Origin of the sequence: Mesorhizobium sp. M8A.F.Ca.ET.165.01.1.1 (genome assembly GCF_004792065.1) — a bacterium.
Classification (GTDB): domain Bacteria; phylum Pseudomonadota; class Alphaproteobacteria; order Rhizobiales; family Rhizobiaceae; genus Mesorhizobium.
The window spans coordinates 89,997-104,895 of record NZ_SRTH01000008.1 but is presented as its reverse complement, the minus strand read 5'-3'; the positions used below and the strand labels follow the sequence as shown (position 1 = coordinate 104,895).

Below are 14,899 nucleotides of genomic sequence, written 5' to 3'. Positions count from 1 at the left end.
CCTGCAGTATCACTCGTTATCGTTGGACGGCACGGGGAGTGATTTGGCGCGCTGCCAAGGTGACGATTTGGAGCTGCGCCAAGCATGCCAACCTTTCGGCAAATCGGCCAACGCCAAGATGCTTTCATCCCGCCGAACCACCTCCTGCAGGCCGACGAGCATTATCTCACGTTCGTTCCGATCTCGAGTGTCGCTGCTGTGAAACTGCCAGCTGCCACCTTCTTCGTTGTAGATGTCGTCGTCGTCAGCTTCATGCACGACGTATGCGATCCAATCGTCAGATTTGAATATACTCTTGTCCGATAGCACCGCGACATTGGGTGGATCTGCAAACTTCCATTCCCCCATGGAATTGCCCGGTTGGTCTGTGCACAGGAAGAGCGAATTCAGGCGGTTCTTACAAACCCGTCGCTGGCTCGCAGCAGGTTGCGCGTATAATCCTTGGTCACACGGCGCTCGACCAGATCGTTCGCCACCAGATTTTCCACTGCCTCGCCGCCCTGCATCACCATCAGCCGCTCGCACATATGGGTGATGATGGCGAGGTCGTGGCTGACCATCAGGAAGGTCAGCTTGCGCCGCCGCCGGACTTCCTCCAGCAGGTTGAGCACTTCCGCCTGCACGGAGGCGTCGAGCGCCGAGGTCGGCTCGTCTAGCAGCAGGATCGAGGGCTCGAGGATCAGCGCGCGGGCGATCGCGACACGCTGGCGCTGGCCGCCCGAGAGCTGGTGCGCGTAACGGAAGCGAAAACCGTTGCCGAGGCCGACCTCGTCGAGCGCGCGCTCGATGCGCTTTTCGCCGTCGGCAAAGCCGTGGATGGCGAGCGGCTCCTGCAGCAGGCGGTCGACCGTCTGGCGCGGGTGCAGCGACCCATACGGATCTTGGAAGACCATCTGCACTTCGCGGTAAAAGGCCTTATCGCGGCGCGCGCCGAGCGTCTTGCCGTTGACGGCGATGCTGCCCGAGGCGACCGGCGCGAGACCGGCGATGGCTCGCAGCAATGTCGATTTCCCGGAACCGGATTCACCGACCAGGCCGAAGGATTCACCCGGCTGTACATCAAGGCTGACGCCCTTCAGCGCGCGAAAGCGGTCGAAGATCACCTCCAGCGTGTCCACGGCAATCGCTGATGTCATGCCGCCCACTCCGGCTTGCGGTCGAGCACAGGCAGCGGGTGACGGTCAGCGCCGATCTTGGGCATGCAGTTGAGCAGGCCGCGCGTGTAGGGATGCTGGGCCTGGCTGAGTTCCGAGGCCTTGAGCTGTTCGACCACCTTGCCGGCATACATGACGATGACGCGGTCGCAGAAGGAGGAAACCAGGCGCAGATCATGCGAGATGAAGACCAGTCCCATGCCCCGCTCCGCGACCAGCCGGTCGAGGATGCCGAGCACATCGAGCTGCACGGTGACGTCGAGCGCCGAGGTCGGCTCGTCGGCGATCATCATTTCCGGCCCGGCGATCAGCATCATGGCGATCATGGCGCGCTGGCCCATGCCGCCCGACACTTCGTGCGGGTGCAGGTCGAAGACCCGTGTGGGATCGCGGATCTGCACCGCCTCGAGCATGGCCAGCGCGCGCTCGCGCGCCTCGGCCTTGCCGACCTTTTCGTGCGTGCGCAGCGTCTCGACGATCTGGCGGCCGATGCTCATCACCGGGTCGAGCGAATATTTCGGATCCTGCAGGATCATGGCGATGCGGTTGCCCCGCAACGCGCGGCGTTGCCGTGGCGAGATGCCGAGTAGGTCGATGCCGTCGAAGGTCAATTTGTTGGCCGATATCCGGGCCTGCGGCGGCGTCAGGCCCATGATGGCGCGGCCCGTTTGCGACTTGCCCGAGCCGGACTCGCCGACGATGCCGAGCCGTTCGCGGCCAAGCGAAAAGGAAACGCCGCGCACCGCCTCGATCATGCCCGTGCGGGTTGGAAAGGTGACCCGCAGATCATCCACCTCAAGCAGTGTCCCAGTTCGGCCGTTCATTGGTCACCACTACGGGGATCGAGCGCGTCACGCAGGCCGTCGCCGAGCAGGTTGAAGCCGAGGCTGACGATCAGGATGGCGAAGCCCGGCGCACCGGCCACCCACCATTGGTCGAGGATGAAGCGGCGGCCCGAAGCGATCATGGTGCCCCATTCCGGCAGCGGCGGCTGCGCGCCAAGGCCGAGGAAGCCGAGGCCCGCGGCCGTCAGGATGATGCCGGCCATGTCGAGCGTCACGCGGATGATCAGCGAGGAGATGCATAGCGGCATGATGTGGCGCAACACGATGCGGAAGGGAGAGGCGCCCATCAGTTGCACCGCCTTGATGTAGTCCGAGTTGCGCACGGTGAGCGTCTCGGCACGCGCGATGCGGGCATAGGGCGGCCAGGAGGTGATGGCGATCGCCAGCACGGCATTCTCGATGCCGGGGCCAAGGGCGGCGACGAAGGCCAGCGCCAGCACCAGCTTGGGGAAGGCAAGGAAAATGTCGGTGATGCGCATCAGGATCGCGTCGGTCCAGCCGCCGGCATAGCCGGCGACGGTGCCGACCAGAAGCCCGATGGGTGCGGCGATGATGGCGACCAGGACGACGACATAAAGTGTCCAGCGCGAGCCGTAGAGGATGCGCGAATAGATGTCGCGGCCGAGGTCGTCGGTGCCGAACCAGTGCTGCGCACTCGGCGCCAGCAGCCGCGCGTTCTTCAGGTCGCCGAAGGTCGGCGAATACGGCGCCAGCACACCGGCAAGGGCGGCGACGAGCAGCAGGGCGATGATGATGAGCAGACCGACAAAGGCCAGACGATTGGCGGAAAAGCGCCGCCAGGCGACATAGGCGCGACCGAGCCTTGCCTGCATGCGAGAGGCCGGCCGCTCCGATAGCAACCATTCGCGACGGGAGAAGGGGCGGGCGTCGGAGACGGTCATGACGATGCCTCTTGAAGCCGTCGACCCCCACTCCGGTCTGCTTCGCAGACCACCTCTGCGCCGCTCGACGGGGGAGAGGAAAGGCGCCAGGCGTGCGGCTGCCTTTTCCTCTCCCCCGGACAGGGGGAGAGGTGGCCCGAAGGGCCGGAGTGGGGGTGATTTGCCGCAGCCAAGCCCGAAAGCGCGATACCTCTGCTCATCCTGTCTTCGTCCTCGGGTCGAGCACGCGGTAGAGAAGATCGGACAGGAGGTTGATGCCGATGAACACCGAGCCGATGACGATGGTGCCGCCGAGCACGGCGTTCATGTCGGCGTTCTGCAGCGAGTTGGTGATGTAGAGGCCGATGCCCGGCCAGGAGAAGACCGTCTCGGTCAGCACCGAGCCCTCGAGCAGCCCGGCATAGGACAACGCGATCACGGTCACCATCGGCACGGCGGCATTGCGCAGCGCATGACCCCAGATGATGCGGGTTTCCGACAGGCCCTTGGCGCGCGCGGCGACGACATATTCCTGGGCGAGTTCATTGAGCATGAACGAGCGTGTCATGCGGCTGATATAGGCGAGCGAGAAATAGCCGAGCAGCGAGGCCGGCAGGATGATGTGACGGAAGGCGTCGTAAAAGACATCCCACTGCCCCTGCATCGCGGAGTCGAGAAGGTAGAAGCCGGTGACCGGCGTGAAAGTGTATTCGTAGACGACGTCGAGCCGAGCCGGGAAGGCCACCCATTGCAGCTTGGCGTAGAACAGCACCAGGGCCAGCAGGCCCAGCCAGAAGATGGGCACGGAATAGCCGATCAGGCCGATGATGCGCACAATCTGATCGACGAGGCTACCGCGTTTGACCGCGGCCAGCACTCCGAGCGGCACACCGAACAGCGCGCCGATCAGTGTCCCCAATGTCGCCAGTTCCGTCGTTGCGGGAAGAGCGCGGCGGATGTCGGTCATGACGGGATTGGTGGTCAGCACGGAGATGCCGAAATCGCCGCTCAGCGCATGTTTCACATAGATGTAGAACTGCTCGATCAACGGCAGGTCGAGGCCCATCTCGCGGCGCGTTCGCTCCACGACATTGGCGGGTGCCCGGTCGCCGAGCACGGCCAGCACCGGGTCGATCGGGATGACGCGGCCAATGAAGAAGGTGACCGCGAGAAGACCGAGATAGGTCGTCACCGCAATGACCAGGAAGCGGCCGAGCGATGATGCAAGGGCGACGGCGCGGGCGCTGCCGCGCCCGCTTTCGTTTTCAATCGTGCTCATGCGGCGTGTCCGCGAACACTATTCCTTGGAGACCGGCCCGACGAAGTTGGTGTCGAAACTCGGACCGAGCGCGAAGCCCTTGAGGTTCTTGCGCAGACCGGCAACTTCCAGCTGCTGGTGGATGATGACGAACGGGCTGGTGTCGAGAATCTTCTTCTCGAGATCCTTGTACATATCGGCGCGCTTGCCCGAGTCCTTCTCGAGCAGGGCTGCTTCCGTTTGCTTGGTCAGATCCGGAATGTCCCAGCTGTTGCGCCAGGCGAGCGTGTGGGACTTGCCGGCATCCGAATTGTCCGGGTTCGAGGCAAAGGTTTGCGCGTTGGAGTTCGGATCGAAATAATCCTGGCCCCAATTGCCGATATAGATGTCGTGGTTGCGGGCGCGGTATTTGGTCAGCGTCTGCTTGCCGTCGCCAGGGATGATCTCCAGCTTGATGCCGGCCTGGCCGAGCGTCTGCTGGATGGATTCCGCCATGCCGGTGGTCGGCTGGCCGGTGCGCACGTCCATGGTGACGCTGAAGCCGTCCGCCAAGCCGGCCTTGGCCAGCAATTCCTTGGCCTTGGCGACGTCGAGCTTGAAGGGGTTTTCGTCGAGTTCGCCCAGCACGCCCTTGGGCAGGAAGGTCTGGTGGATCTCGCCGATGCCCTTGAGGATGGTCGAACCCAGCGCATCATAGTCGACCAGATATTTGAAGGCCTGACGCACCTCGGGTTTGGCGAGGTTCGGGTTCTTCTGGTTGAGGCTGATGTAGTAGACGGTGCCCTTGGGCGCGCTGGTCGAGGTGAGGTCGGCGTTCTTGGCGATGGCGTCGAGGTCGTTCGGTTCGAGGTTGCGGGCAACGTCGATATCGCCGGCTTCGAGCGCCAGGCGTTGCGCCGAGCTTTCCTTCATGTTGCGGTAGATGACGCGGGCGAGCTTGGCCTTTTCGCCGTAGTAATTGTCGTTGCGTTCCAGGACGACGGCCTCGTTGGCACGCCATTCGCGCAGCTTGAAGGCGCCCGAGCCGGCATAGCCTGTTTTCAGCCAGGCATTGCCGAAATCGTTGTCCCATTTGTAGTCGGCGCTCGGCGTGACCGCCGCCACATGTTCCTTGACCAGCTTGGCGTCGACAACGGAGGCAACGGTGGCCGACAGGCAGTTCAACACGAAACTTGGCGCATAGGCCTTGTCGACGGTGAACTGGAAGGTGGTGTCGTCGACCGCCTTGGCCTTTTCGGTGACGTTGTCGCCGCTAATGCCGAACTGGCCGATGATGAAGGCGGGGCTCTTGTCCAGCTTGACGGCGCGCTCGAACGACCAGGCGACGTCGGCGGCGGTGATCGGGTTGCCTGAGGCGAATTTCAGGCCCGGCTTGAGCTTGAACGTATAGGTCAGGCCATCGTCGGAGACGGTCCAGCTTGCGGCGAGATCGGGCTTGACCTTGGAGGTGTCGCTGAGGTCGAGGCGGACAAGAAGATCATAGGTGTTGCCGGTGACCTCGGCGGTCGACAGCTCGAACGCCTCGCCCGGATCCATCGAGATGATGTCGTCGATGGCAAAACCTTCGACAAGCGTGTCGGCGGGAGTGACCGCGCCAGCCGGCGCTCCGGCCAGAAGCAGCGCCGACATGGCGGCGCCCGCCAGCAAGATGCGGGATCGTAGAGCAAGCTTTTCCATCATCATGATGATTGTTCCCTGTTTTGTTGTTTGTTGACCTGAGTTCCCGGCTCAGGGTTGCGGTGTTCTTTCAGGGCTCCAATGAAAGCCCTTGACTCGCTACCGTCGTGGTTTTTGTCCAGTTGGTCAACACCTTATCCGGCGACTCCCAGCCCGGCAACGAGGATTTGCGAGACGGCCTCAGTGGATCAGAATACACAGCGGCGTGTCGACGCATGCGCCGGCCAAATGATGCCGGGGATCGGGAAAAATCTGCTAAAATTCGATGCTATTTCAGCGCGGCGACCAGGCCGGCATCGGGAAAACAGGTGGCGGCCTGACCATTCTTTTCCTGCCATCTGCCGATCGAGCGGCGGGTCTTGAAGCCGGGCAGGCCGTCGGCGCTGCCAACATCATAGCCTTTGGCTTCCAGTGCCCCTTGCAAGGCGGCGATGTCGGAGCGGTGGAGATCGCCGACCGGACCCCAGCTACCGGAAAAATTCTGATCGCCATGGGCGATGCGGTCGGCGCCATGGCCGATGAACAGCGCGTAGAGGTCGCTGGTGTTGTATTGTTTCAGCACGTAGAAATTGGGAGTCGCGATGAAGGCTGGGCCGCTGCGCCCGGCCGGCATCAGCAGGAAACCTTCCGCCTTCAGCTCGCTCGCCGGGAAGGCTTTACCGCCGACGCGCTCAATGCCCATGGCGGCCCATTGCGAGATCTTTTTGCCCTGGTCCGGGCCCTCCAGCGAACAGGAGACGCTCTGAGGCACGATCACCTCGAAACCCCAGCCGCGTCCCCTCACCCAGCCATAATGGACAAGATAATTGGCGATCGAGGCCAGCACGTCGGGCGTCGAATTCCAGATGTCGACGCGGCCGTCGCCGTCGAAATCGACGGCATGCTCGAGGAAAGAGGTCGGCATGAATTGCGGCTGGCCGAGCGCCCCGGCCCAGGACGATTTCATCGCGCCGACCGGGGCCAGCCCGCGCTGGACGATTTCCAGCGCCGCCAGCAGTTCCGTGCGGAAGAAATCCTTTTTCGTCGACATGAACGCCTTGGTGCCCAGCACTTCGAAGGCGTCGTAGGGCATCTTCGCCGCGCCGAAGCCGGTCTCGCGGCCCCAGATCGCCAGAAGGATTTCGCCCGGCACGCCATAGCGCTTTTCGATCGCGGCAAGCGTGCGGGCATTGGCGGCCTCGCGGGTGCGCCCGCCCGATGTCACCGCACGAACCGTCTTCTCGGCAAAATAGGCGCCGGGAGAACCGAACTCGGCCTGGTGCTGCTTCTGCGGCGTCTTCGGTTTCTCGCCTGGCATGACAAGGTCGGGGAGATTGAGATTGGGCTTGATGCCGTTGAACGCGGCGTCGAACGTATTTTTGGAAATGCCTTTCGCCTTGGCGTCGGGCCAGAGATCGGTCTGGAGCCAGGTCCTGAACTGGTCGTCGATCTTGGAGGCGAACGCGGGGGCAGCGATGAGGGCAAAGAGCGCTGCAAGAAAGAATGCAAAGCTGAACTTGCGAAAGCCGCGTTCTGTAGCGTGCACCACCAGCTTCGAAAGATGCGTGGCAATCATCGTGCGCATCCTCTCCGCAATCGTGTCAAAACGCCGTTCGCGAGCGCAGCGCCGCGGCCAGCGTGCCTTCGTCGAGATAGTCGAGTTCACCGCCGACCGGTACGCCGTGCGCCAGCCGTGTTATCTTGACCTCGAAGCCGGAGAGTTGATCGGTGAGGTAGTGCGCGGTAGTCTGGCCCTCGACCGTCGCGTTGACGGCGAGGATGAGTTCCTTGACCTCGCCGCCGGCGATGCGGTCGATCAGCGAGCGGATGTTGAGCTGATCGGGGCCGATGCCGTCGAGCGGCGACAGCGTGCCGCCAAGCACGTGGTAACGCACATTCATCGCCGCCGCCCGCTCCAGCGCCCAGAGATCCGAGACGTCCTCGACGACGATCAAGGTGGCGGCATCGCGGCGTGGATCGGTACAGATCATGCAAGGATCCGAGGTGTCGACATTGCCACAGGTGGAGCAGATGCGCACCTTGTCGGCGGCCTCGCCCATGGCGGCAGCGAGCGGCGACAGCAACTGTTCCTTCTTCTTGATCAGGTGCAGTGCCGCGCGCCTGGCCGAACGGGGGCCAAGCCCCGGCACCTTGGCCAGGAGTTGGATCAGGCGTTCGATCTCGGGACCGGCGATTCGCTTGGACATCGCCCTGATCTAGGATTTTTCAGAGCGCTTTGAAACATCCGGCGTCCGCGAATGTCCCGCCATCCTGCCATTGCGGGTTTGCGACACGCATCAGTTGGTTTCGAGCGGGCGGCCCTGGCTGACGATCATCGCGCCTATCGCGTCGGTGTTTTCAGGCGTCGACTGGAAGCCCATCGCCGCTTCCTGTGGCTCGCCCTCAACCGAGGAGATCACCCTCTTGTTCGAGGTCCCGCCGGTCAAGGTTCCGCCGAAACGAGCGACATCCGGCTCCTCCATCGGCTCCTGCATGGCGACCAGTGTCGGCTTCGCCGAGACGCGTGCGGACTTGGCCGTCGGCGCCGCGGACGCAGTGACATAGGTCTCCTGGGCCGCAGCGGTGCGGGCGGTTGCCGTCTTGCCGGGGCGTGCCGGCTCCGCCGCGGCGGTCATGTAGACCTGCTGGGCTGGAGCGGTGCGAGCGGATGTCTTGGCCGCAGGTACGGGCTCGGCGGAAGCGACGCGCATCGCAGGCACGCCTGGCAAGGCGGCTGGCTGCTCGGCCGAGGCAATGGCAACCGTCGGTTCATCCGGCAGCGGCTGCCAGTTGCGGCCGCGCTTTTCATAGAAGGCATTGCCGCCGGCAACCATGGTGTAGTGCATGTTCTTGTAGGGGAAGCGCAGACCGGCGGTGTGGAAATACATCGTGTTCTTGAGTTTGGCCTTGCGCTCGCCCTTGAGCACGGCGTCGGCGGCCTCCTCGACATCGGGCATTGCGCGCGAATTCATCGATCGGGTCATGACGCCCGGCGCGAACTGCCCGGGTTCACCCACCACTTGGCAGATGGTGCTGCCGTGGTTGCCCGAGCGCAGCCGGTTCATCACCACCGTGCCGACGGCGATCATGCCATCGCGGCTCGACCGGTTGGATTCGAAGAACATCGCCCGTTCGAGGCATTCCCTGTCCTTCGGCGTGTGACTGTAGGCGCGCGAACTCAGGAAACTCGGCGTGATGGCGTCGGTCAGGCTGGCAACCGACATGCCGTGCGAGGTGGTCTGGCTGCAAGCGGCCAAGAAAAGGGGAGACGTGACGACGCCGAGCAACAGCGGCGTCTTCCATCGCGTGGCGATCAACAGGTAACCCTCTCACTTCAATGCCCGCCCCCAGGCTGCGGCAAGAATGAGACACTTTCGGGCAAAATGATGGCCAAAACGTTATTAACGGCAGACTGTTGCCGAATTGACACAAATTGAGGCTTTCCAGATAGATCGAGCCGTCGTTTCACACAGACGATGACCGCTCTCTCTTCGTTTCGCCGCAATTCCCTTGGGGAAACGCTATGCGCCTTTCGCGGGAAAGCCTATCGCCCGGCGGCGATTGCCGCCGACCGACCGGGTTCGACCTCTTCGACCTTCTCTGAAAACAGGCCCCGTCCGAGAAACAACGCCCGCGCCTCCCTGGCCGCCGGCGCGATCTTGCCTGGCCAGTCGCTGTCGATGAACTCGGCCTTGGTGAAATCAGGATTCGTTTCGGAGGCCGCCTCCAGGAATTCGGCGATTTCCAGCACGATCGCGCGTTCGTCCTTCGAAAGCGCCGACGTGCCGGCCTCGATCGACGGGCGGTGCACGAAATCCTCGAAGAGATTGAAGTAGCCCTTGATGCCGACGAGATCGACACCGGCATCGCAATCGGCGAGGATTTCCAGAATCTCGTAGATCCTGTTGCGGATACGCTGCTCGATCAGTCTTTCGGACGGCTCGTCGATCATGGCGCACCGAGCGCTAGAAAGGCAGTTTCATTCCTGGCGGGATGGGCAGGCCAGCGGTCAGCGCCTTGGTCTTTTCCTGCATGATCTGCTCGACCTTGGCCTTGGCGTCATTGTGCGCGGCAAGAATCAGATCCTCGAGGATTTCGACCTCGTCTTCCTTGAACAAAGACGGGTCGATCTTCAGCGACTTGATGTCGAACTTTCCGCTCAAAATGATGCTGACCAGGCCGCCGCCAGCCTGGCCGACGGCTTCGACCGTCGCGATCTCATCCTGCATGGCCTGGAACTTGGCCTGCATTTCCTTCGCCTTGCCCATCAGGCCGAGAAGATCTTTCATGGTCCGATCCTTTGCGGATTAGTGCTGGATATCAGGGTTCGTCGTCATCGGCCGGCGGCTCGACCGGCATTTCGGCCTCGCTCGCCTCGGCATCAGGCGTGTCGGGAATGCGCACATCGATGATCTTGGCGCCGGGAAAGCGGGTCAGGAAGGCGGCGACTGTCGGGTCGTTCCTGGCATCGAGGAAAGCGTTTTCACGTTTCGTCGATTCCATTTCGGCCAGCGTCTGGCCGCCCTCCTCCTTGGAAAGCGACACCAGCCAGCTGCGGCCGGTCCAGGCGCGCAGTTTCGTCGTCAGTTCGTTGAGCAGCATCTTGGGCGCATCGTCGGTCAGGCCGACGTCGATGCGGCCAGGTTCGATGCGCACCAGACGGATGCAGCGCTTGACCAGCACCTTGAAGGCGACGTCGCGCTGAGCGTCGGCAAGGGCAACGATGTCGGCCAGCGATTTCAGCGGTACGGCTTGCGTCTCCGGCGCCGGCTGCGGGGGCGCGACGAAGGCGGCCGGAGCGGGCGTGGCCTCGACCAGCCGCATGGTCTGTGCGCCGCCCGAGCCGCCAGGCATGCGCGCCTGCGCCACGGCGCTGGCGCCATTGCCGCCAGCACCGCCATTGCCGGGGTTAACGGGCGCGCCGTTCGGGCGTGGCGCGGCGCCGGTTGCCGAGGCGCCGCTCTCCAGCGATCTCAGCGCCTCGTCCAATGTCGGCAGATCGGCGGCGTGCGCCAGCCGGATCAGCACCATTTCGGCGGCACTGACCGGCCGGTTGGAGGACTGTACCTCGGGAATGCCCTTGAGCAGCATCTGCCAGGTCCGCGACAGCACGCGCACCGACAGCGCCCTGGCGAAATCGGCGCCGCGCTGGCGCTCGTCCTGCGACAGCGAGGCATCGTCCATCGCGGTCGGCACGAAGCGCAGCCGGGTGACGAGATGGTTGAACTCGGCCAGATCGGTGAGCACGGCGGCCGGATCGGCGCCGGTGTCGTATTGCGCGCGGAATTCGCCGAGCGCCGCCGCCACATCGCCTTTCATCACATGTTCGAACAGATCGACGATGCGGGCGCGGTCGGCCAGGCCCAGCATGGCGCGCACGGCCTCGGCGCTGACCGAGCCGGCGCCATGGGCGATCGCCTGGTCGAGAATGGAGAGCGAATCGCGGGCGGAACCTTCCGCCGCGCGCGCGATCATCGCCAGAGCGTCGTCGTCGACCGAAATGGCTTCCTTGCCGGCGATCGAGGAGAGATGCGCGACCAGTGCACCGGCGTCGATGCGCCTCAGGTCGAAACGCTGGCAGCGTGACAGGACCGTGATCGGAACCTTGCGGATCTCGGTGGTGGCGAAGATGAATTTGACGTGCGGCGGCGGTTCTTCCAGCGTCTTCAGCAGGCCGTTGAAGGCCTGCGTGGACAGCATGTGCACTTCGTCGATGATGTAGACCTTGTAGCGGGCCGAGACGGGCGCATAGCGCACGCGCTCGATGATGTCCCTGATGTCGTCGATGCCGGTGTGCGAGGCGGCGTCCATCTCGATGACGTCGACATGGCGGCCTTCCATGATCGCCTGGCAATGCTCGCCAAGCACGGCGAGGTCGACCGAGGGCTGGTCAACGGTGGCGGTTTTATAATTCAGGGCCCGCGCCAGGATACGCGCGGTGGTGGTCTTGCCGACGCCGCGCACGCCGGTCAGCATCCAGGCCTGGGCAATGCGGCCGGTGGCAAAGGCGTTGGTGAGGGTGCGCACCATCGGCTCCTGGCCGACCAGCTCGGAGAAATTCGACGGACGGTATTTTCGCGCCAGCACGCGGTAAGCCGCGGCCTTGCCTGTCGCCAAACTATCGGGCCCCGAATTTCCGGCTTCGCTCATTCGCCGTTAAGCTCCAAAAGGCCGCGCCCAAAGCGCCGATTCCTGCGCATAGTCTCGCCCGCGCTGCAATGCGTCGTCAATGTCGCGAGGAGGGCCGATGAGGTGGGAGGCTGGAACAATGACCCGTTCCGGGCTCGTTAGGGCTGCTTCCTTCCGGACCTGACCCGGTTGGCGAGTGGATCGTCCACCACCAACCTCCCGCTGTCCATATCGGCAATTGCGCGACGAAATGCAAGTGCGCAGGCAAATCGGCACCGCGAACCGCGAGATTCGCTTGCAGCCCCGATGCAGCCGCTTTAGCGTTCAGGGTTTGAGGAAGCCAAGAAAAGCAAGGGAAACGCCGATGCTGCCGGGCCTGAAGGCCGGATTCACGCTGGATGCCCGGCTGGAGGCTGACAGCGAGCAGTTGATGTGGCTTGGGCTGTGCGAATTGCGGGTGATGAACGACCGCCGCTGGCCGTGGCTGCTCCTGGTGCCGCAGCGGCCGGGCGCGGAGGAGATCCACGACATGACGCCGCTCGACCAGGCGATGCTGACCTTCGAGACCAATATGGTGGCGCAGGCGCTGAAGAAGGTGAGCGGCTGCACCAAGATCAACACCGGCGCGCTCGGCAACATCGTGCGCCAACTGCATATCCATATCGTCGCACGGTCCGAGGGGGATCCCGGCTGGCCCGGCCCGGTGTGGGGGCATGGCCTGCGCGAGCCCTATCAGCGCTCCGACCTGCGCCGGTTTGCCGAAACGATAAGGGCAGCGCTATAAGCCTTCCCTGTGTCTATCCCAAGCATGTCCATCCCAAAGCACCAGAGTCCATATGAGCTTTCGCCTGTTTGACGCGCCCGTGCGCGAGCCGAGCCAGTTCGTCGGCTTTGCCGGCAACACGATCGACCGGCAATCCGAGAACCGCGCCGACGATTCGGTCGACAAGGCGCTGGCCGATCCGACGACACGGCTGCTTTTGATGAATGGCGGCCGGCTCTACCTGAAACTCGCCGATGGCGGTTTCGACCCTTGGTACCGCATCGCCGAGAGCGATCCCTTCAGCCCTTCCTTCGACCAGGGCGTCCTGCTCGGGTTTTCCGAACAGGGGCCGGTGCTGGCGGTGCTGGCCGGCATCGATGCCGAACAGTTGCCCGAAACCGTCAAGGCGATCGATTACCGCTCGGTCTATATGCAAGGACTGATCGACGAGGCCGCCGCCGGCGCGATGGCACAAGGGGCGGCCCTGCTCGCCTGGCACGCCAGCCACCGCTTCTGCAGCAAATGCGGCACGCAATCGCAGATGCGGGCGGGCGGCTACAAGCGCCATTGCCCGAATTGCGGCACCGAGCATTTTCCGCGCACCGACCCGGTGGCGATCATGCTGACGGCGACGCGGGACAAATGCCTGCTCGGGCGTGGCCGGCACTTCGCGCCGGGCATGTATTCGGCACTTGCCGGCTTCATCGAGCCCGGCGAGACGATCGAGGCGGCGGTGCGCCGCGAGACGCTGGAGGAGGCCGGGATCCGGCTCGGCCGCGTCGTCTACCACGCGAGCCAGCCCTGGCCGTTCCCCTATTCGCTGATGATCGGATGCTTCGGCGAGCCGCTCAACGAAGACATCCAGGCCGACCTCAACGAACTGGAGGATTGCCGCTGGTTTTTGCGCGACGAGGTTCGCCTGATGCTGGACCGCACGCATCCCGACACGCTGGTCACCCCGCCGAAAGGCGCCATCGCGCATCACCTCATCCGCGCCTGGGTCGACAGCGAATAGTCATCGAAGTCATTGCAGGAGAGACAAATGATCCGTCACACCGTCGTCTTCACGCTGAAGCATCCGCCGCACTCGCTGGAGGAAAAGCGGTTTCTCGTCGACGCCAGGAAAATCCTCTCGGCGATCCGGGGCGTCACGCATTTCGAGCAATTGCGGCAGGTCAGCCCCATGAACGACTATCAGTTCGGCTTCTCGATGGAGTTCGCCGACCAGGCCGCCTACACCAGGTACAACGACCATCCCGACCATGTCGCCTTCGTGCGCGACCGCTGGGTGCCGGAGGTCGAGACCTTCATGGAAATCGACTACGTGCCGCTGGGCTGGTAGCTCAATCCGCCACTTTCCATTGCTCGCGCGACTCGCTGGCCGGATAGACGCCGAGAATCCGGACCTCGCGCGAGAAGAAGCGAAGCTCGTCCAGCGCCAGCTTGACCAGCGGATCGTCGGGATGGCCCTCGATGTCGGCGTAAAACAGCGTCGCCGTGAAGGCGCCGAGCTGGTAGCTCTCCAGCTTGGTCATGTTGATGCCGTTGGTGGCGAAGCCGCCCATGGCCTTGTAGAGCGCGGCTGGCACGTTGCGGACGCGGAAGATGAAGGTCGTCATCATCTTGACGTCGGGTGACGGGCGCTCGGCCCATTGCTTGCTCTTGGTCAGGACGACGAAGCGGGTGACGTTGCTGTCGGTGTCCTCGACATTCTCCTCGATAATGTCGAGTCCGTAGAGCGTCGCGGCCAGCGCCGGCGACAGCGCGGCCATGGTGCGATCCTTGACCTCGGAGACCATCTTGGCGGCGCCCGCCGTGTCGCCGGCGACCACTCCCTTCCAGCCGTTCTTGCGGATGTATTTGCGGCATTGGCCGAGCGCGTGGATATGTGTGTGTACGGTCTTGATCTCGTCGCGCTTGACGCCGGGCAGCACCATCAGCTGGAAATGGATCGGCAGGAAATATTCGCCGACGATGTGCATCCTGGATTCCGGCAGGAGGTGGTGGATGTCGGCGACGCGTCCGGCGATGGTGTTCTCGATCGGAATCATGGCGAGATCGGCCTTGCCGGTCTCGACGGCATTGAAGGCGTCCTCGAAGGTCGGGCACGGCAACGGCTCCATCGCGGGATAGACGTTGCGGCAGGCGGTGTCGGAATTGGCGCCGGGCTCGCCCTGGAAGGATATTCTGTTGGTCTTTTCAGGCATGCCGAT

At 63.6% G+C, this 14,899-nt stretch carries 16 protein-coding genes and 1 other RNA gene; 3 read left to right on the top strand and 14 right to left on the bottom strand.

The features are described 5' to 3' along the window. Positions 1-9 precede the first annotated feature (9 nt). The 13 genes from EN808_RS21505 to ffs all read right to left on the bottom strand — a co-directional run bounded on the left by EN808_RS21505 (position 10) and on the right by ffs (position 12,143). Positions 10-348, bottom strand: coding sequence for a hypothetical protein (locus EN808_RS21505; protein ID WP_135882892.1), 339 nt, complete (start codon positions 346-348; stop codon positions 10-12). A 38-nt stretch (positions 349-386) separates the two neighbouring features. Further along, the gene (locus tag EN808_RS21500; RefSeq protein WP_127870724.1) at positions 387-1,136 is read right to left on the bottom strand and encodes an ABC transporter ATP-binding protein; all 750 of its coding nucleotides are present in this window, start codon (positions 1,134-1,136) and stop codon (positions 387-389) included. Continuing rightward, a complete protein-coding gene (locus tag EN808_RS21495; RefSeq protein WP_135916853.1) occupies positions 1,133-1,978 on the bottom strand; it encodes an ABC transporter ATP-binding protein in 846 nt (281 codons plus the stop codon). Before EN808_RS21495 ends, EN808_RS21500 begins: the two co-directional genes overlap by 4 nt. Continuing rightward, on the bottom strand, positions 1,975-2,901 hold the full coding sequence (nikC, locus tag EN808_RS21490; RefSeq protein WP_135882894.1) for a nickel transporter permease: 927 nt from the start codon (positions 2,899-2,901) through the stop codon (positions 1,975-1,977). Before nikC ends, EN808_RS21495 begins: the two co-directional genes overlap by 4 nt. A gap of 196 nt (positions 2,902-3,097) precedes the next feature. Continuing rightward, positions 3,098-4,159 carry an ABC transporter permease gene (locus tag EN808_RS21485; RefSeq protein WP_127278745.1) on the bottom strand — a complete coding sequence of 354 codons (1,062 nt, stop codon included), beginning with the start codon at positions 4,157-4,159 and terminating at the stop codon, positions 3,098-3,100. Positions 4,160-4,177: 18 nt separating this feature from the next. Next, positions 4,178-5,821, bottom strand: coding sequence for an ABC transporter substrate-binding protein (locus EN808_RS21480; RefSeq protein WP_135882896.1), 1,644 nt, complete (start codon positions 5,819-5,821; stop codon positions 4,178-4,180). A gap of 262 nt (positions 5,822-6,083) precedes the next feature. After that, positions 6,084-7,370, bottom strand: coding sequence for a lytic murein transglycosylase (locus EN808_RS21475; protein WP_135916852.1), 1,287 nt, complete (start codon positions 7,368-7,370; stop codon positions 6,084-6,086). Between the two features lie 25 nt (positions 7,371-7,395). Next, positions 7,396-8,001: a recombination mediator RecR gene (gene recR, locus EN808_RS21470; protein ID WP_127280959.1), complete on the bottom strand. Its 606-nt coding sequence runs from the start codon at positions 7,999-8,001 to the stop codon at positions 7,396-7,398. A gap of 90 nt (positions 8,002-8,091) precedes the next feature. Further along, positions 8,092-9,111 carry a cell wall hydrolase gene (locus tag EN808_RS21465; protein WP_135916851.1) on the bottom strand — a complete coding sequence of 340 codons (1,020 nt, stop codon included), beginning with the start codon at positions 9,109-9,111 and terminating at the stop codon, positions 8,092-8,094. Positions 9,112-9,338: 227 nt separating this feature from the next. After that, positions 9,339-9,746, bottom strand: a complete 408-nt coding sequence (locus EN808_RS21460; protein WP_127280301.1) for a hypothetical protein — start codon at positions 9,744-9,746, stop codon at positions 9,339-9,341. A 13-nt stretch (positions 9,747-9,759) separates the two neighbouring features. After that, positions 9,760-10,083, bottom strand: a complete 324-nt coding sequence (locus EN808_RS21455) for a YbaB/EbfC family nucleoid-associated protein (RefSeq protein ID WP_127280300.1) — start codon at positions 10,081-10,083, stop codon at positions 9,760-9,762. A gap of 31 nt (positions 10,084-10,114) precedes the next feature. Continuing rightward, complete coding sequence (locus tag EN808_RS21450; protein WP_135916850.1) at positions 10,115-11,944, bottom strand: DNA polymerase III subunit gamma/tau; 1,830 nt, start codon at positions 11,942-11,944, stop codon at positions 10,115-10,117. 102 nt (positions 11,945-12,046) lie between these two features. Continuing rightward, an RNA gene (ffs, locus tag EN808_RS21445) (signal recognition particle sRNA small type) lies at positions 12,047-12,143 on the bottom strand. A 144-nt stretch (positions 12,144-12,287) separates the two neighbouring features. Here ffs and EN808_RS21440 point away from each other — a divergent pair. Genes EN808_RS21440 through EN808_RS21430 form a run of 3 tightly spaced genes read left to right on the top strand, consistent with a single transcriptional unit; the run spans position 12,288 to position 14,028 of the window. Continuing rightward, positions 12,288-12,707, top strand: a complete 420-nt coding sequence (locus EN808_RS21440) for an HIT family protein (RefSeq protein WP_127280298.1) — start codon at positions 12,288-12,290, stop codon at positions 12,705-12,707. 52 nt (positions 12,708-12,759) lie between these two features. Beyond that, complete coding sequence (nudC, locus tag EN808_RS21435) at positions 12,760-13,701, top strand: NAD(+) diphosphatase (protein ID WP_127870717.1); 942 nt, start codon at positions 12,760-12,762, stop codon at positions 13,699-13,701. A 27-nt stretch (positions 13,702-13,728) separates the two neighbouring features. After that, complete coding sequence (locus EN808_RS21430) at positions 13,729-14,028, top strand: Dabb family protein (protein WP_135916849.1); 300 nt, start codon at positions 13,729-13,731, stop codon at positions 14,026-14,028. Position 14,029: 1 nt separating this feature from the next. Here EN808_RS21430 and EN808_RS21425 read toward each other — a convergent pair whose 3' ends face one another. Then, the gene (locus EN808_RS21425) at positions 14,030-14,893 is read right to left on the bottom strand and encodes a prephenate dehydratase (protein ID WP_135916848.1); all 864 of its coding nucleotides are present in this window, start codon (positions 14,891-14,893) and stop codon (positions 14,030-14,032) included. Positions 14,894-14,899: the final 6 nt, after the last annotated feature.